Genomic DNA, 17,047 nt, shown 5'->3' with positions numbered 1-17,047 from the left:
GGAATTCAATGCTCGGCAAACTCTTCAAACCCCGCTGGCAGCACAACAGTGCCGACCAGCGTCTGCGCGCCATCGGAGAGCTGTCCCTGGACGATCCCCAGACGGCACAGATACTGACCACCCTCGCCCGCGGCGACAGCGATGCCTCGGTACGAGCGGGCGCTGCCGGACGTCTGCATGATTTCAAACTGCTGGATCAACTGGTGCGGCAGGACCCGGACAATCTGGTGCGTGATGCCGCCGCCCTGCAAATCAACCGCCTGCTCGCCGGGCTCGCCGAACAGTGCCCCGGCCTGGACAACCGCCTGCGCCTGGTGCGCCTTACCGACAATCAGGCGGCGCTGGCGTTTGTCGCCCGATCCAGCCCGGACGGCACCTGTCGTATCGCGGCCATTGAACGCCTGGACGACGAAACCGTGCTGCTGGATATTGCCCTGCATGGTGACGAGGCCCCACAGCGCATCGCCGCCGCCGCGCGACTGCGCAGCGACGAGGCACTGCGCCAGCTGGTCCGCGACGGCCGCGACAAACGCGTGCTGCAGCAGGCCCGGGAGCGCCTGAAACAGCGCCAACAGGCAGAACAGGCGGCCCAGAGTCGTCAGACCCAACGCGACGCCGTACTGGCAGAGCTGACCCAGCATGCCCGGCGCACGCCGGACGCACTGTACGGCCCACGCCTGACCCAGCTGTGCCAACAATGGCAGGACGTCGCCAGCGATGCCGACACGGCACAGACCGACGCCTTCCATACCGCCGAGGCAGCATGCCGGGCACAACTGGCGCAACTGGCCCGCGAGGCAGCACAGGTTGCCGAGCGCCGGGCCGCCGTCGAGGAACAGCAAGCGGCGGTCGCCATGCTGACCCAACTCCACGATGATCTGGATATGAACACGCTGGAGCAGGATATCGGCAGTTTGCGCGCCGCCGTCGCGACCCAGCAACGACGCTGGGAAGAGGCCATCACCACCTGCCCCGCCGAAGAAGCACTCGCCAAACGCTATGCCGCACTGACCGACATCTGGACTGGGTTGATCGGCGCCATGGAAGACCTGCTGGCACGCCGCGAGGAAATCGACGCCCTCACAGCCCGGCTCAGTGGCAACCAGAATGAAGAGGGCAATGAGAAAGAAGACGCGCGCGTCGCGGCCCGTGCATTGCTGCAGGCGTGGCCGGTAGCAGGCAACATGCCGCCGCTGCTGGCGGCGCTCACCGATGTGTGCCAAGCACCGTCGAAGCCCACTGCCGCGGCAGCGGAAAAAAACCGCCCCCGGCGCACCGCCGAACAGGAAGCCCTGGACAATATTCTCGGCGCCTTGCAGCGCGAACTCCGCCAACGCAACCTGCGCCATGCCAACCGCCTGTGTCACAAGGCCGAAGGCCTGCTGGCCGAACACCCGGACAGCAGCCGCACCGCGCGGCTGGACAGACTCCGCCCGCAACTGGATGAGCTGCGAGACTGGCACGCCTTTGCCGCGGAGCCGAAAAAACCCGCGCTGTGCGAACGCATGGAAGCCCTGGCTGACACCAACATGGATGCGGAAGAAAAGGCCAGTGCCATTCAGGCGTTGCACGACGAGTGGCGCGCCCTGATGTCCTCAGACCAGGAAGCGGATCAGGCACTTTGGGATCGCTTCAAGGCTGCGTCGGACAACGCCTACGAACCCTGCCGCGCGCATTTCCGCGAGCAGGATGCCGAACGCAGCGCCAACCTGGCGCGCCGTGCAGCACTGTGCGACCAGTTAAGCACCTTGCTGGCACAGCAGGACTGGGAGCATGGTGACCTTGCTGCACTGTTCGAGATCCGGCGCAAGGCACCCGACGAATTCAAACAGCACCAACCGGTGCGCTTCACCGATGCACGAGAGGTGGGGCGTCGCTTCAGCGACCTGCTCACCGAGTTTGACCGTCACCTGACCGAGGCCAGCGAACGCCATGCCGCGACGCTGGAAGCCCTGACCACAGAAGTGGAAGCACTGTGCGACAGCGACGACCTGCGCGCGGCCACCGAGCACGCCAAGCAACTGCAACAGCAGTGGAAACAGGCGGGCTGGGTGCACCCGCAGCAGTACCGCACGCTGCACAAACGCTTTCGCAAAGCGTGCGACACATTGTTTGGCCGCCAGCAGGAAGCTCGCAAGGCCGATCAGGTAGCTGAGAAAGCCCAGCGCGACAATATCCAGGCACAACTGAGCGCCTTCGCCGCATTGTTGGCCGAGGACGGACCAGACACCGAGACCGACGCCCTGCGCAGCGCGTTGCGGGATATCGAGCGCCTTACACCGCCCCGGCGCGACAGCGCCCTGCAAAAGCGGCAACAGGCACTCGTGCAGCAAGCCCGGCAATTACTGAGCGACCTGCCCCGCCGCAACCGCAGCCGACAACTGCTGGCGAAGATCCAGCAAGCCCCTGCGCTGGAAAGCGCCTGCGCGCAACAGCGCGAGCTGGCCGTGGCCCTTGAAGTCAGCGCCGATATACCGAGCCCGGAAACGGCCCGTCAGGAACGCATGCGCTGGCAACTGGAGAAGCTGCCCCAGGCCATGAAGCAGCAGGCCAGCCCGGACCGCTTTGAAGAGTGTGCCAAGTTGCTGGAAGGTGCCGAGGCGCTATTGGGCAATGGCCTCGCACCGGACATTCGTGAGCGCCTGCGCAGTGCACTGGAGGCAGCGACGCGCTGAGGTACTACTGCCCGAAGCTGGGCCCGTGTTCGAGAAACGCCAGCTCCTCGCCGGTGCTCTCACGGCCCAGCGCACGGTTGCGGTAGGGGAAGCGACCAAAGCGCTCAATGATCTCGGCATGTTCGCGGGCAAAGCGGATATTACTCTCCAGCTTTACCGCGATATCCGCTGGCGCCGCATCCCGGGCACGCTCAAAGCAGGTAATGCAGCGTCGCTGCAGGTCAATATCTTCTGCGTGCATGAGCGGCATATAGAAAAACACCCGCCCCGCCCACGGCAACTGTTCATCCATGCCGATGGCGAGCCCCTCGTTGACCAATGTCACCGCGCGATGATCCCCTGCGAAAGCACGGGCCTCGCCGCGATAGATATTGCGGGTGAACTGATCCAGCACCAGGATCAGTGCCAGGCGAGACAGGGGGCGGTTTTCCCAGTCCACCATCTCACTCCATAGCGCTGCATCCACCACGTGGCCAAAGCGCTCTGCGATCTCGGCGTCCAGCGCGGCGCCGCCGCGAAACCAGCGTTTTTCCTGCTGCGGCAACGGCCAGTTCTCTTTAGCAGAAAGAGAGCCCTCAGAAAGAAAGCCCTCACCAAACCAGAAGCGCAGCACTTGCTGCCATACAGGGTCCTGCTCAAACATCATCAGCCTCGCAGTGGTCGCGTACTGCCGAGGCCAGCACAGCCCAGGCGTTGTCCAGCAGCACCGGCTGGGCCGCCGCCGTCGGATGAATGCCGTCGTCCTGCATCAGCGCCGGATCATCACCAACTCCCTCAAGAAAGAACGGCACAAACGGAATCTCTTCTGCCTCGGCAACATCACGAAATGCGCTCTCGAACATCGCGTTGTAGGCAGCGCCATAATTCGGTGGAATCAACATGCCGAACAACAGCGGCTCAGCACCCGCCTCGCGCGAAGCGGCGATCATGCCGCGCAGATTGCGCGCCATCTGCGCCGGCGGCATGCCGCGCAAACCGTCATTACCGCCCAACTCGATCACCACAATAGCCGGCGCATGACGCTGCAACAGCACTGGCAATCGCGCCAGACCGCCCGCCGTCGTTTCGCCACTGACCGACGCATTATTCACTGCCATGCCGGGACACTCTTCGGCAACGCGCTGTTCCAGCAACGTCACCCAGCCCTGTTCCTTGTCAATGCCGTACGCAGCGCTAATACTGTCACCCACAATCAGCACGTCGGCTGACGCAATCAGGCTCAACAGGCCGCACAGTAACCCGAGCATATAACGCATGATTTCTACTCCTCAGGCGACCGCTGCCACCGTACCGATTCTGGACGCCAGCAACCTTAGCAAACGGGTTCCCGGGCCGGAAGGAGAACTGACACTCCTGCAGCATATCGCAATGACCGTGCTGCCCGGTGAAAGCGTGGCCATCACCGGGCCCAGCGGTAGCGGCAAATCCACATTGCTGGGCATCCTCGCCGGGCTGGACGTCCCCTCCTCCGGCACTGTCAGTCTCGACGGGGCGTCGTTCAGCGCGCTCAACGAGGACGCCCGCGCGGTGCGCCGCGGCGAGCTGTGCGCTTTCGTTTTCCAGTCTTTCCATCTGGTCAGCGACCTCAATGTGCTGGAAAACGTGATGCTGCCACTGGAAATCCGCGGCACCCGGGATGCGGCACGCATCGCCCGGCAATGGCTGGAGCGTGTCGGCCTGGCGCATCGCCTGAAGCACTTTCCCACCACCTTGTCGGGCGGCGAGCAACAGCGCGTCGCCCTGGCGCGTGCCTTTGCCGTGGCGCCGCGCCTGCTGTTTGCGGACGAGCCCACCGGCAGTCTGGATCACGCCAACGGGCAGCGCGTCATTGATCTGCTGTTCGCCATGAATCAGGAAGCAGGCACCGCACTGGTGCTGGTCACCCACGATGACCAGCTCGCCGCACGTTGCGGCCGCCACCTGCGCCTGGATGACGGCCGGTTGAACGATCAATGACGCTGATGAATCCTGCGGCGTTTATGGCCACTCTTATGACCACGTTTTTACGCCCCTGGCGTGACAGCGCCTTCCGCATCCTGGCGCTGGCGCTGGCGGTTGCCGCACTGTCGCTGGCCAGCATCGTGCTGCTGCGCGCGGAGCTCGAACAGCGTTTTGACGTGCGCACCGCCGAAGTGCTCGGCGGTGATCTTGTTCTGGTGGGCAGCTACCCCGCCACCGATGCCCAGCGCGCGTTACTCCACGCGTTGCAACAGGCGGAGATCGCCGACTTTCCCACCGTGCTGGTGCACGAGGAAGAAATGCTGCTGGTCGCGGCCAGAGCAGCCGCCGACAGCTATCCGTTGTACGGCGCCCTGCAGATTGCCGACGACCGCTTCGGCCCGGCTTACCCTGCAGAAGGCGCGCCCCCGCCCGGCGAGCTCTGGGTTGCCGACCAGGCACTGGATCGTCTCGGCATCCAGTTGGGCGAGCAGATCACCGTTGGTCGCAAGGCGCTGACCCTCACCCGCATCATTCGCCAGGAGCCAGACCAGGGCGCCGGTTTTTACAACATGAATCCGCGCATTCTGTTCAACAGCGCCGATCTTGAGGACACCGGCATCCTGGGGCCGGGCACGCGCGTTCGCTACCGCCTGATGTTGGCCGGTGACAGCGCTGACGTCAGTGCCGCCGAAGCCGCGCTGCCGCAAAGTCTGCGTCCGGATCAGCGGCTGGACACGGTGGCGGATGCCGCCACCCGCACCATGGGGCCGATGCGCCAGTTGACGCTGTGGGTCAGCCTCGGCGTGCTGCTGGTCAGCCTGCTGTGCGGCGCCGCCATCTATCTGGCCACCACGCAACGGGTCCGGCGCCGGGCGCGCATGGCCGCACTGTTGCGCAGCTTCGGTGCCCGCCGCAGCCAGGTGCTGGCGCGCTTGCTGGGCCAGGAAGGTCTGGCGGTACTGCCCGCAGCGCTGGCCGGTTCGCTGGCTGGCGTGCTGTTGATTCTCGCACTGCGCAGTACCCTGGGCTGGGAAGGCCCCCTGGCCGCTGGCCTCACCGAATGGCTGACACTGCTTCTCGGGCCACTCGTGCTGTGGCTCGCATTTGCCCTGCCAAGGCTCACCACGCTGGTGCGCACCCCGGCCATGCAGGTGCTCAACGACCGGCTCGCCCCCCGTCAGCTTGCCGGCATTATCGAACTGGCTGCAGCGCTGGGTGCGCCAGTGCTGCTGGCCGCACTCCTCACCGGCTCGCTGCGCGAGCTGGCGCAGTTGCTGGCACTGCTGGTGATTCTGGGGGCGTTACTGCCCGCCCTGCTCTGGCCACTGCTGAAAGCGCTTGATCTGGGCAGTCGCCATTTGCCCCTGTCCGGGCGGCTGGCGGTACGGCGGCTGAGCCGGCGACCCGGTCTGACATTGCCCCTGCTCGCCTCCCTGACGGTGGCGATCGCCGTGCTGGGCCTGGCCGGGCAGACCGGTAACCAGCTGCTCAGCGAATGGCGCCAGAAACTGCCGGCGGACGCGCCCAATCACTTTGTCTTCAACCTGTTCGACAGCGACCTGCCGCGCTTCCAGGACTGGGTGACGCAACACGATGCCAGAGCACAACCTGCTTACCCGGTGGTGCGCGGTCGCCTCACCGAGGTCAACGGTGTGCCGGTGCGCGATGCCGTCGCCAAGGAAAGTGATCAGAGCGAGCGTGCCCTGAACCGTGATCTGATACTGACCGAAGCCGACGCACTCCCGGCCAGCAATCGGGTACGGGAAGGCGCCTGGCAGGCAGATGCCACTGGCGAAGTGTCCGTGGAAGCGGATCTGGCCCGCACCCTGGGACTGGCCATGGGCGATATGCTGCAATTCACCACCAGCCAGGGCATGGTCAGTGCGCGCATCGCCAGTATTCGCGAGGTGGACTGGGAAAGCTTTGAACCCAACTTCTATTTCATGTTTGCCAAAGACGGCCTGGCCGGGCAGGACATCACCTGGCTGAGCAGCTTCTGGTTGCCGGAAGGCGATGGCGCCCGGCTTGCGGCGCTGCTGCGCGACATGCCGCATATTACGGTGCTCGACGTTAACGCCATTCTGGATCAGGCCCAGGATGTGATCGCGCAGGCCAGCCGCGCTACCGGGTTGATGGCCGTGCTGCTGATGGCCGCCGCCATACTGGTATTGATGGCGGCCCTGCTGGGCGCTCAGGCGCAGCGCGGCCGGGACAACGCCCTGCTGCGCACACTGGGCGGCAGCCGGCAGCTGATTCGGCGCGTTACCTGGCTGGAGTCACTGGCCCTCGGCGGCGGCGCTGCGCTGGGCGCCACGCTGATCATGCTGGCTGCCCTGTTTCCCCTGGGCCAACGCCTGTTCGGCGGCAGCATCCCCTGGTCCCTGTGGTTACTGCTGCCCACCCTGGTGGGCCTGATGGTCGCCGTGGCCGGTATGGCGATGGGCGCTGGCGCGCGCCGCCAACCGCCCCTGGCACTGCTGAGGCAAGAAGCAGGCTGACGCCTCAGCGGCGCAGCGACAGGCGATGATGGCGGGCGATGTCGCGACGCAATGCGGGGAACACCCCCGCCTTGTCAGCGTAACGCTCCCACCCCGCCACAACATCTATGACCTGCTCGATAATCGTGCCCGCCTCGCGGCGGAAATTGCCGATCAGTGCCGCCACAGCCAGCAGATCATCACGCACGAAATCATCACGCTTGCCGTTCAGGCTGAGCTGGTGGCTGTTGACCCACGGCGATCCGGGTTTATAGCTGTAGGCCACATCAAACGCTGGCGCCAGACGCCAACCCGCATCCGGGGCAGCCAGCAGAAAACCGAAATTCTTGGCATGATCATCGTGGTTACGCGCCACCACGTTGAAGACCATGCGCCGGAATATCTCGACGGCGTCGCGACGCGGCAGACGCAACTTGCGCGCCGTGGCCAGCAGTTGCTCGTAGCTGTACGCACCGGGGGCCTTGTAGTCGGCATGATCCATCGCACACAGCGACAGATAATGCAGTTTGCGATTGCCCTCGCGATCAAAACGGCGGGTCATGAAATGCGCACGGGGCCCATCTTCCAGCACCTCGCTGGGGGACATATCCAACCCCGCATCGCAGGCCATCAGATAGTAGGCGTACTCCATGCGGCCATAGCCCAGCGGATCGCCGGACAGTTCTGTACCCGCCCGACCCTCCACCACACCATCGAACTTCAACAGGTAATGCTGAAAACCCTCCGGCGCCGGCAGCTGGCCAGAGCGCAACTCCGTGCGCGCCGCATTGATTGCCACCAGCGCCTTGGGCCGGGCGCCGCCGGCGGAGGTACCGACCTGCAACAGGGCACGCATGCCTTCATCTTCCTCACTCCCCGGCACCGCAGCGATCCCCGCGCGCTGATCCAGCACCGACTGCGCCATGCGCACCAGTGACGCCAGCGCCACCTCGGTGTTCGGCGAGGCCGCACGATCCAGCGCGGGCGCATACTCCAGTGCGCCCATCCCCCGATTGCCGGTGTACAGCAAACGCTCCAGCGGCGTGAACGACGCCGGATCACGCCCCTGCCGCGCCAGCCAGGCATCAATCACGGCGTTGCCGAAATCATCCGGCAGGGTATCGGCAAAGGCGGCGGGCAATCCATGCCAGGTCGCCCTGTTGAGACCGGGAAACGTAAAGATGCTGCGCGCCAGCGGCAGGTGCAGCGGCGCCACCGCAAAGCCCCGGGCCAACCAGGCCCGGCTGTATTCGAACGTGCCGAATCCGGTTTCCGTGTCATAGGCCAACGCGCCCACAAACTGATCCCAAAGCCGTACTTCCGCCAGCTGCTGCATTACCAGTCCATCCCGTCGTCGCCGCTTTCACCGGCAGCCGGTTCTCGCACACTGTCACTCATCGTGTCATTGGCAGTGTCGTTGGCATGGGCCCCACTCGCACGCTGCCGACGGCGGCCCTGAAGGCGTAATTGCTCAATGGGACTGAACGGCGTTTCCGGGATAAACTGATCCAGACGCTCCAGCTCACCCAGCGCGCGCAGGATACCGATCAGGGTTTCGAACTTGCCGCCGCCCTGAATGAGCTGCCGGTAGGTCTTGGGCGTGATGCCCACCTCGTCGGCCAGCGCCTGTTGCGTGATATTGCGCTCCAGACGCAGCTGCTCCAGCCGTCGGCCGATCTCCGCTGCAATGGCGCTGTCTGTCATACCATAGAGTTTCATGGGTAAATTTATACCGCAAAAGTGCCATACAGACAATTAAAGAGTATTAAATTACCCATAAATAAAACAAGTAATACGCATCATTCTTATTGCACGATGGTACACATAAGACATAAGCTCTCACGCCTGCTCACTGCCCTACTCACAACCCTGCTCACAACAAGGACCCCGACATGCGCAGACGCCGCCCCCGCCGCTGGCTCAAAATCCTTGCCCTGGCACTTCTGATCACCGGCGGTGTGCTGCTGCATCTTGCCTGGCCCTTCATCGCCTATCCGGTGACGGTGCTGGACATCGAGCGCAAGGCCCCCTTGCCCGCGGAAAATATCCGGGTGCCCCTGGCCGGCATCGCCGAAGTCGATATCACGCCGCCCGTTGGCATTCCCAAATTCGGTTACTCCGCCTGGTCGCGCCCCGCTGACGGGTTCCGCACGCGGCTGCGTGCGAAGGCCTTCTACCTGCATGCACCGGACAGCACGCCGCTGGCCCTGGTGACGCTGGATCTGGGCGCCGGCTCGCGGGTACTGCATCACCGCGTCGCGGAAATCATCGCCGCCGAAACCGATGTGCCCGCCCACGGGCTCAGCCTGCTGGTCACGCATACCCACTCCGGGCCCGGCCAGTATCTGGACAGCGACTTCTACAATGTTTTCGGCAGCGACAGCCCCGGCTTCGACCCGCAACTGGCCGAGTTTCTCAGCCAGCGCATTGCTGCCGCCGTCATCAGCGCCTACCAGCAACGTCGCGCCGCCCGCTTCGCCAGCGGCCAGACCGACATATGGGGGCTGACCCGCAACCGCTCCATCGAAGCCTGGGCCCGCAACTTTGATCTGCCGGAAGAACAGGTCACCGAAGCCCTCGCCTTGCAGGCCGTCAACCCGGCCATGACCATGCTGCGGATTGACCTCGAGGCCGACGACGGCCGCTTCTATCCGGCCGGGGCGCTTACCGCCTTCTCCATTCACGGCACCGCCATACCGGCTTTTACGCGCCCGTGGCATGCCGATGTCTGGGCCTGGCTGGGACAGGACGTGGCTCGGGGCATACAGTCCCGTTACGACACCCCCTTCACTCCCGTGCATGGCGCTTACCAGGCCACCCATGCGGATAACAACCCCGCCTGGGTGGAGGGCCTGCGCGGCGACCGGGAGGCGCGCCGCATCGGCGAGGCGCTGGCAACACGTGCACTGGCACTGTTTGACACGCTGGGCGAGGACATTCCGGGGCAGGAAGACGCTGCACTGACAACCTGGATCGGCACCCGCCAGTTGAATTTGCTGACACTGACCGATGCCGAACGCTTTGGCATCTGTGAGCGCGCCGCCGTCGGCGCCGCCACCGCCGGTGCCGCAAAAGGCGATGAGGTATTTCCCATCTCCTGGCTCCCCTATCTGCAGCACGGCTGGCCCCGCCGGATCTTCACCGAGGGGTGCCATGGCACCAAGCAATGGATGCTTTCGCGCCTGCAACGGTTACTGCCGGCTGAACGCTTCCCCCATGAAGCACTGTTCCAGGTCATTCGCATCAATGATCTGGTGCTGGTCGCGGTCCCCTGGGAAGTCACGCTGGAAAGCGGCAACGTGATCCGCGAAGCCGTGCTCGCCGAATTGCCCCAGGGCGACTGGACCGTAGAAATCTCCAGCCTGGCCAATGGCTTCTTCGGCTATGTCACCACCCCGGCCGAATATGGCATTCAGTATTACGAGGGCGGGCATACACTTTACGGGCCCGGCACCCTCGGCCTGCTGGCCGGACAGAGCGCAATACTCACACGCGACCTGGTCCGCGAAGGCGAGATCCAGGACCTGCCGGACCGATGGCAATTTGCACTGCGCAGCCGGGCCTACTGGCCAGATACAGCGCTTGATCCAGCCCCCCGGTCATTGCTCAGCGCGCCAGTGTTCTCGCCTGCGGAAACCGGGCATGAAGCGTTCTGGGCCTTTCGTTTTGCGGGGGAACATCCGGCCTACCTGCAACTGGAGCAGCCCTTGCTGCAGGTAGAAGTGGATGCAGGTAACGGCTGGCAACCACTGATCACCGAAGGCGTCCGCGTCAATGATCAGGGCACCGACCTGCAACTGCGCATGGATCGCGAAACCGACACCGGCGCGGAATACACGGTGCGCTGGTTCAACCCCTTGCCACCGGCACCGGATCAGCGCTTCCGTATCCGGGTTGCGCCCCGCCCTGTCGGCGCGGAACCATCGCAACGCAGCTTTTATTCTCCGGCTTTCTGACGCAGGTCAGACGACGCAGCCCGCATTGCTGCGTCGTCTGTCAGGATTGCGGTATGCTCGGTCATGAGACTCACCGGAGATGCCGCCATGAAAACCCCGCTGTCCTGTTCCCTGATGCTGGCCACGCTGCTGACCGTCGGCTGCGCCAGTACCAGCCAGATCACCACCCACTACCCGGAAGGCGGCTATACCGGCGAGATCAGCGGGCAAAAAATCCTGCTGGCAGGACGCACCCCCGAAGGCAGCATCCGGGCAGAGTGGGAAGACGCCTGCGCCCCGATACTGGAGCACGCCGGCTTTCGTGTGACCCGCAGCCACCGGGTCATGCCGCAGTGGTACGAACCGGGCAACGAAGCATTGAAACGCTGGGCAGCCACCCATGATGCCAGCATGATCATGGTCGCCGAACTGACCGGGCTATTGCTCGCACCTTTCCAGCAAGCCCGGGAATATCGCCTGAATCCGGATGCCGGCATGGCCTATGACCCGGTGCGCGAAGAAGTCGGTGTGATCACCCCGATTCGGGGTTACCGCGAAATGCGCGATGATCCGGCACTGGATCAAAGCATTGAAGTCACCCTCTTTGCAGGCAATGGCGACGCGCTCTGGCGTGGCGAAGTGGATACCCGTGAAGCCAACGAGGTGAAGGCCATCGCCCGCAGCCAATGTCAGGCACTGGTCAAGATGCTCGGCGGTCGCTGAGCATCATCTTCCCTGTCCTGCCTGTCCTCCGCGTACTTGAGCGTGACCCAATGGTCAGCTAGTGTGGCTGACTTTCGCGTACACCACGCTGCAACCCTTTGCGTTATGAGGACACAACCATGAGCGGACCTCTCCACGGCCTGCGCATCATCGAATTATCCGGCATCGGCCCCGGGCCTTTCTGCGGCATGATGCTGGCCGACATGGGCGCGGAAGTCATTCGCGTCGACCGCCCCGGCGGCAATCCGGTGGCCGAGATCGGTCATGATGTGCTGTTTCGTAATCGCCGCAGCATTGCGCTGAATCTGAAGTCACCGGAGGGCGTCGCCGCCCTGCTGAAACTGTGCGAAAGCGCCGACGGTCTGTTCGAGGGCTTCCGCCCCGGCGTAACCGAGCGCCTGGGCATCGGCCCCGAGGCCTGCCTGGCGCGCAATGAAAAACTGGTTTACGGGCGCATGACCGGGTGGGGACAGACGGGCCCGCTGGCCAGCGCTGCCGGGCATGACATCAACTACATTGCACTCTCCGGCGCACTGCATGCCATGGGCCGCAAAGGCGACAAGCCCCTGCCGCCGCTTAATCTGGTCGGCGATTTCGGCGGTGGCGGCATGATGCTGGCGTTCGGCATGGTCTGCGCGCTGCTGGAAAGCAGCCGCTCCGGCAAGGGCCAGGTTATCGACTGTTCCATGGTTGAGGGCGCTGCGGCATTGATGGCCATGTTCTACGGCCTGCAGGGACGAGGCATGTTCAGCAACGGCCGCGGCGGACACATGCTCGATACCGGCGCGCACTTCTACGAGGTCTACGAAACTGCCGACGGCGGTTATATTTCCGTAGGCAGCATCGAACCGCAGTTCTACGCGCTGCTGCTGGAAAAAGCCGAACTCGACCCGGCCGTGTTTGGCGTGCAGATGAACCCGGCCCAGTGGCCGGAGCAGAAGAAAACACTGGAGCACGTTTTCCGGCAGAAAACCCGCGCCCAGTGGTGCCAGATCATGGAAGGCACCGACATCTGTTTTGCCCCGGTACTGGATCTGCAGGAGGCACCGGCCCACGCGCACAATCAGGCCCGGCAAAGTTTTGTCGATGTGGATGGCATGACCCAGCACGCACCGACGCCGCGCTTTTCCCGCACCCGCAGCGCGGCCCCGCAGCCCGCACGCAAACCCGGCACCGATACCCGTGCGGTGCTCAGCGACGCCGGTTTCAGTGAGGCCCACATCGAGGCACTGCTCCGCAGTGGTGCGGCGTCGCAGCTGTAACGTAAACACCCGGGTGCACACTTATGCCAGACACTGGCGTCAACGCCTGCCCATGACGTTAGTGTCCACCCGGGCTGTACAACCGTGTCATTGCCTTTCCACACGCAGCCACTAACATGGGTCGATGACCAATGAGTCACCCATGTATACAAAAATGCGCAAGGAGAGGACCATGAATGCCGTCTCGCCGATCAAGGAACGGAAACAGGAAAGTGCCGCTGAACGCTGGGCACGCTTCCCCACCATCACCAACGGCGACGAGTATCTGGCCAGCCTGCGCAACCGGGGTACAGATCTGTACCTGTTCGGCGAACGCATTGAAGAACCCGCCGATCACCCGATCATCAAACCGTCGATCAACGCCTTGCGCGCCAGCTACGATCTGGCCATCGAAGACCCGGACCTGGCTACCGCCTGGTCACCGCTGATCAATGCCCAGGTGAACCGCTTCCTGCACATCGTCGAGTCCCCCGATGATCTGGTCATGAAAAACCGCATGCAGCGCCGCATGGGCCAGATCACCGGCACCTGCTTTCAGCGCTGCACCGGGCTGGACACGATTTCCGTTTTGCACTCGATCACCTACGAGATCGATGAGAAGCACGGCACCCGATACCACCAGCGCTACCTGGATTTTCTCAAGGAAGCCCAGCGCAAGAACATCCTGATCGCCGCCGGCATGACCGACCCGAAAGGCGATCGCTCCAAGCGCCCCCACGAGCAGGCCGACCCGGACATGTTCATGCATGTGTCCGGCCGCAATGACAAAGGCATCTTCGTACGCGGCGCCAAGGCGCACATGACCGGCGGCTGGAACCAGCACTGGATCTGCGTGATGCCGACCATGAACCTCACCGAAGAAGACAAGAACTATGCCGTGGTCGGCATGATCCCCGGCGACGCCGAGGGCATCACCTATATCTATGGCCGTCAGTCCTGCGATACCCGCGCCATGGAAGAAGGCAATATCGACCAGGGCAACGCCGAATACGGCGGTCAGGAAGTGCTGGTGTATTTCGATGATGTGTTCATCCCCTGGGAACATGTGCTGATGGATGGCGAGTACGAATTCGCCCAGGACATGGTGGCGCGTTTTACCGCGTATCACCGCGCCTCTTACGTGTGCAAGACCGGCCTGGGTGATGTCCTGGTCGGCGCTGCGGCGTCCATCGCCGAGTACAACGGCCTCGACAAGGTCAGCCACATTCGCGACAAGCTGGTGGAAATGGTGCACCTCAACGAAACCATTTTCTCTTCCGGCATTGCCAGCTCCCACGAAGCAAAAAAACTGCCCAGCGGCATCTTCATGAACGACGCCATGCTGAGCAATGTGTGCAAGCACAATGTCACCCGCTTCCCCTATGAAATTTCCCGCCTGGCCCAGGATCTGGCCGGCGGCCTGATGGTCACCATGCCCAGCGAACAGGACATGAATTCCGAGGAAGTCGGCGGCATCATCAAGAAGTTTCTGAAAGGGCGTGACGATATTGCGGTGGAAGACCGGGTGCGCATCCTGCGCCTGATCGAGAACATGACTCTGGGGCGTAACGCCGTCGGCTACCTGACCGAATCCATGCACGGCGCCGGCAGCCCGCAGGCGCAGCGCATCCAGATCCTGCGCGGCATGAACGTCGAGGACAAGAAATGGCATGCGCGCAAGCTGGCCGGGGTGAAACAGGCCTGACCTGAAGAAAAGGACCTGACAGGCCTGATTGACGGTACTGGCGCGGCGTTCTGATCCCGGATTATGATCAAAACGCCAGACCGTCCCGGCGAACCTCAGCGCCCCCGGATGTGCGCGGCATTATCCTGAATAACGCCATATCCGGAGGGCTCTCCATGCGCCTTGTCATACTGCTTGCCACACTGGCGCTCACCGCCTGTGCGACCCCCTTGCCCAATACCTACGAAAACGTCGAGTTCTTTATCACCAGTCAGTCCCGCGAACCCGTGATGGTGGAATTCTATTCCCAGCATCGCAATGCCGCCTGGCCCGGCGGCGGCAAGGCCTATGTGGTGCGTGACTACGAAGAGCACCGCTTCGCCCTGCACTGCCGCAGCACCGAGCAAATCTGCTACGGCGCCTGGGTGGAACATCGCCCCAACGAATACTGGGGCGTCGGTATGGACGACGCCCATTGGTGTGACAAATGCTGCATGACCTGCAGTGAAGGCAACCGCGCTCGCTTTACCCTGCATGACTGACCGCGCCGAGGTCAGCCCTCAGTCACAGCCGGCCAACAGGCCATCGCAGGTCTGACGACGACCCTCACGATCCGTAAAGTCACGGGCGCTGGCGTGATAGAAACTCCAGCGCTCGGACCAGTCCTCATCGGCCAGCAACCGGGCATCTGCATCATCAAACCCCGGCTCCCCCGGCTGTTTCAGATAGCGATCAAACCAGGCCAGCGTATAGTGCTGCGCCATCGGCAAGCCCCACCCGCCTACGCAACGCCCCTGCTCGATGCGCGGGCACCATGATGTCGTGGGAAAGCTCGGCAATAGCGACCACTCATAATGCGAACTGCCCCGAATGGTGAAGCCGAAGGCGGGCACGTCCGCTGCCTGCCAGGCGTCGAACCAGCCCAGGCGCGCACGCGGCTCAGGTGGCGAGCTGAACGGCACCGGCGTCAGACCGTATTCGGAATCCTGGCTCATCATCGGCACCCGGGGCACAAACACCGGCCGCTCGACATCGCCCCCCAACAGACCAAAGACCAGGCTGAGCGGGCTGCCACCGCCGCCACCCTCGGCAGGCACACTACCCGGCGGCGTCGCCGCACCGTCCCAGGCCACCGCCACTTTCACCGGGTTCTCCACGTCGAGCTGGCCGTCCCAGGGATCAGCACCGACCCCGCCCAGCCCCTGCACCACTGACACCCCGGTACCGCCCAGTGAATGCCCGGCAATGCCCAGACGCTCGGCGTCGATATGATCGTGATACGGGTTGAAGGCGGTCACCGGCGTAGGCCAGGTCCCCGCGCAGGTGTCGTTATGCGGATACGGTTGCTCCGGCGCGGAACGGAAGAAGTCGATGGCGTCCACCAGTCCTTCCCAAAACACCGCCGGATTGAAATTGCTGCCCTGCGCCCCTTGCGGTGTGCTCAGATCCGAACGCCCCTGACCGCGCGGGTCAAAGGTCAGTACCACATAGCCGCTGTCCACCAGCATCTGCGCCGCCCACCAGTAGAGCGTCTCCGGCGCCTGCACCGAACCGTTCTGGATCACGATACCCGGCAATGACGCCCCGGCCGGCGCATTCAAAGGCCGCCACACCCGCCCGGACAAACGCGCACACTCGCGGTCATAAAACACCACCGGCTCTACCGTGCCGACGCTGCCATAGAAACTGTCCACACCCGGATACCGGAACGGGTCCCCCGCACACTGCGCCGCCCAACTAGTGCACAGCGGTGTCACCGGCGTATTGCCGAGCAGGCCGATGGCCGCCATTGGGTCGTTCTGCAGGGCCTCGGCGGTGTCGGTCACAGTGTCCTGCACCAGCGTCAGCAGCGCCTGCGGGTCCGTCAGGTTGTTGACGATGCCACCCAGCAAGCCGGTGATGCCGCCCAGCAACCAGGTGTTATCCGCCGCCGCGCGTTCGGTAAAGCTGGCCGCATTGGCCAGGCTCTGGCTGGTCCAGCGCAGCATGAAGGCCGGACTGGTCACCTGCTCCACGGGTGCTTCCAGCACCCGCGCATAATTCTCCGCCTCGCGGGCATACCACTCGGGCGACGGGAAGGCCGGGCCCTGCGCCTGCGCCGCATCATCATCGGCTATCGGGTCATCATGCCCGGGCGCGTCTTGCTCCGGCGCATCGGTACGCGGGCCGCCGTCATCCGGGGCCGCAGACAGGTTGTCGCTGCTGCTGCCACCGCAGGCGGACAACAGAAACAGGGTGAGCGTGACGACGCCCAGCGTGGACAGGTAGCGCATGATCTCGATCCAGTTGTTATTGTGACTCGAGTATCCGCGTCCTGCCGCCACGCTCAATTACCCTGCGTTGGCTTTGTGTTGGTGATTGGTACGACCGT

At 63.8% G+C, this 17,047-nt stretch carries 13 protein-coding genes; 8 read left to right on the top strand and 5 right to left on the bottom strand.

What is annotated here, in order from left to right:
* Positions 1-8 precede the first annotated feature (8 nt).
* Complete coding sequence (locus K8B33_RS00610) at positions 9-2,675, top strand: DUF349 domain-containing protein (RefSeq protein ID WP_223422134.1); 2,667 nt, start codon at positions 9-11, stop codon at positions 2,673-2,675.
* A gap of 4 nt (positions 2,676-2,679) precedes the next feature.
* On the opposite strand, the gene K8B33_RS00605 is transcribed toward K8B33_RS00610, so the two are convergent.
* Together K8B33_RS00605 and K8B33_RS00600 are read right to left on the bottom strand one after the other, a co-directional pair.
* Entirely contained in the window at positions 2,680-3,318 is a 639-nt protein-coding gene (locus K8B33_RS00605) for a DUF924 family protein (protein WP_223422132.1), read from the bottom strand.
* Positions 3,311-3,931, bottom strand: a complete 621-nt coding sequence (locus K8B33_RS00600) for an arylesterase (RefSeq protein ID WP_223422130.1) — start codon at positions 3,929-3,931, stop codon at positions 3,311-3,313. The genes K8B33_RS00605 and K8B33_RS00600 overlap by 8 nt, the downstream gene beginning before the upstream one ends.
* Between K8B33_RS00600 and K8B33_RS00595 the strand changes: the two genes are divergently transcribed.
* Entirely contained in the window at positions 3,930-4,631 is a 702-nt protein-coding gene (locus tag K8B33_RS00595) for an ABC transporter ATP-binding protein (RefSeq protein ID WP_223422127.1), read from the top strand. The two genes, K8B33_RS00600 and K8B33_RS00595, sit on opposite strands and share 2 nt — an antisense overlap.
* A 35-nt stretch (positions 4,632-4,666) precedes the next feature.
* Positions 4,667-7,114 (top strand): ABC transporter permease, encoded by a 2,448-nt coding sequence (locus tag K8B33_RS00590; RefSeq protein WP_223422124.1) that lies wholly within the window; start codon positions 4,667-4,669, stop codon positions 7,112-7,114.
* A 4-nt stretch (positions 7,115-7,118) separates the two neighbouring features.
* On the opposite strand, the gene K8B33_RS00585 is transcribed toward K8B33_RS00590, so the two are convergent.
* Both K8B33_RS00585 and K8B33_RS00580 read right to left on the bottom strand, forming a co-directional pair.
* The gene (locus tag K8B33_RS00585; RefSeq protein ID WP_223422122.1) at positions 7,119-8,429 is read right to left on the bottom strand and encodes a type II toxin-antitoxin system HipA family toxin; all 1,311 of its coding nucleotides are present in this window, start codon (positions 8,427-8,429) and stop codon (positions 7,119-7,121) included.
* Positions 8,429-8,797: a helix-turn-helix domain-containing protein gene (locus K8B33_RS00580; protein WP_223422120.1), complete on the bottom strand. Its 369-nt coding sequence runs from the start codon at positions 8,795-8,797 to the stop codon at positions 8,429-8,431. Before K8B33_RS00580 ends, K8B33_RS00585 begins: the two co-directional genes overlap by 1 nt.
* 188 nt (positions 8,798-8,985) lie before the next feature.
* Here K8B33_RS00580 and K8B33_RS00575 point away from each other — a divergent pair, with 188 nt between their 5' ends.
* From K8B33_RS00575 to K8B33_RS00555, 5 genes are all read left to right on the top strand, one after another.
* Positions 8,986-11,049: a neutral/alkaline non-lysosomal ceramidase N-terminal domain-containing protein gene (locus tag K8B33_RS00575; protein ID WP_223422118.1), complete on the top strand. Its 2,064-nt coding sequence runs from the start codon at positions 8,986-8,988 to the stop codon at positions 11,047-11,049.
* Between the two features lie 87 nt (positions 11,050-11,136).
* A complete protein-coding gene (locus tag K8B33_RS00570) occupies positions 11,137-11,751 on the top strand; it encodes a hypothetical protein (protein ID WP_223422116.1) in 615 nt (204 codons plus the stop codon).
* 119 nt (positions 11,752-11,870) lie between these two features.
* Positions 11,871-13,013: a CaiB/BaiF CoA transferase family protein gene (locus K8B33_RS00565; RefSeq protein WP_223422114.1), complete on the top strand. Its 1,143-nt coding sequence runs from the start codon at positions 11,871-11,873 to the stop codon at positions 13,011-13,013.
* A gap of 172 nt (positions 13,014-13,185) precedes the next feature.
* The gene (locus K8B33_RS00560) at positions 13,186-14,697 is read left to right on the top strand and encodes a 4-hydroxyphenylacetate 3-hydroxylase family protein (RefSeq protein WP_223422112.1); all 1,512 of its coding nucleotides are present in this window, start codon (positions 13,186-13,188) and stop codon (positions 14,695-14,697) included.
* A gap of 155 nt (positions 14,698-14,852) precedes the next feature.
* Positions 14,853-15,218 carry a hypothetical protein gene (locus K8B33_RS00555; RefSeq protein WP_111656887.1) on the top strand — a complete coding sequence of 122 codons (366 nt, stop codon included), beginning with the start codon at positions 14,853-14,855 and terminating at the stop codon, positions 15,216-15,218.
* Between the two features lie 18 nt (positions 15,219-15,236).
* On the opposite strand, the gene K8B33_RS00550 is transcribed toward K8B33_RS00555, so the two are convergent.
* Positions 15,237-16,949: an alpha/beta hydrolase gene (locus K8B33_RS00550; protein ID WP_223422110.1), complete on the bottom strand. Its 1,713-nt coding sequence runs from the start codon at positions 16,947-16,949 to the stop codon at positions 15,237-15,239.
* Positions 16,950-17,047: the final 98 nt, after the last annotated feature.

The sequence above is a fragment of the Alcanivorax limicola genome (assembly GCF_019931215.1).
Taxonomy (GTDB): domain Bacteria; phylum Pseudomonadota; class Gammaproteobacteria; order Pseudomonadales; family Alcanivoracaceae; genus Isoalcanivorax; species Isoalcanivorax limicola.
This window is presented reverse-complemented; position numbering and strand designations above follow the sequence as displayed.

Coding starts and splice junctions, on each gene's coding strand:
- K8B33_RS00610 (WP_223422134.1), top strand. CDS start 9: ATGCTCGGCAAACTCTTCAAACCCCGCTGGCAGCACAACAGTGCCGAC.
- K8B33_RS00605 (WP_223422132.1), bottom strand. CDS start 3,318: ATGTTTGAGCAGGACCCTGTATGGCAGCAAGTGCTGCGCTTCTGGTTT.
- K8B33_RS00595 (WP_223422127.1), top strand. CDS start 3,930: ATGATTTCTACTCCTCAGGCGACCGCTGCCACCGTACCGATTCTGGAC.
- K8B33_RS00600 (WP_223422130.1), bottom strand. CDS start 3,931: ATGCGTTATATGCTCGGGTTACTGTGCGGCCTGTTGAGCCTGATTGCG.
- K8B33_RS00590 (WP_223422124.1), top strand. CDS start 4,667: ATGACCACGTTTTTACGCCCCTGGCGTGACAGCGCCTTCCGCATCCTG.
- K8B33_RS00585 (WP_223422122.1), bottom strand. CDS start 8,429: ATGCAGCAGCTGGCGGAAGTACGGCTTTGGGATCAGTTTGTGGGCGCG.
- K8B33_RS00580 (WP_223422120.1), bottom strand. CDS start 8,797: ATGACAGACAGCGCCATTGCAGCGGAGATCGGCCGACGGCTGGAGCAG.
- K8B33_RS00575 (WP_223422118.1), top strand. CDS start 8,986: ATGCGCAGACGCCGCCCCCGCCGCTGGCTCAAAATCCTTGCCCTGGCA.
- K8B33_RS00570 (WP_223422116.1), top strand. CDS start 11,137: ATGAAAACCCCGCTGTCCTGTTCCCTGATGCTGGCCACGCTGCTGACC.
- K8B33_RS00565 (WP_223422114.1), top strand. CDS start 11,871: ATGAGCGGACCTCTCCACGGCCTGCGCATCATCGAATTATCCGGCATC.
- K8B33_RS00560 (WP_223422112.1), top strand. CDS start 13,186: ATGAATGCCGTCTCGCCGATCAAGGAACGGAAACAGGAAAGTGCCGCT.
- K8B33_RS00555 (WP_111656887.1), top strand. CDS start 14,853: ATGCGCCTTGTCATACTGCTTGCCACACTGGCGCTCACCGCCTGTGCG.
- K8B33_RS00550 (WP_223422110.1), bottom strand. CDS start 16,949: ATGCGCTACCTGTCCACGCTGGGCGTCGTCACGCTCACCCTGTTTCTG.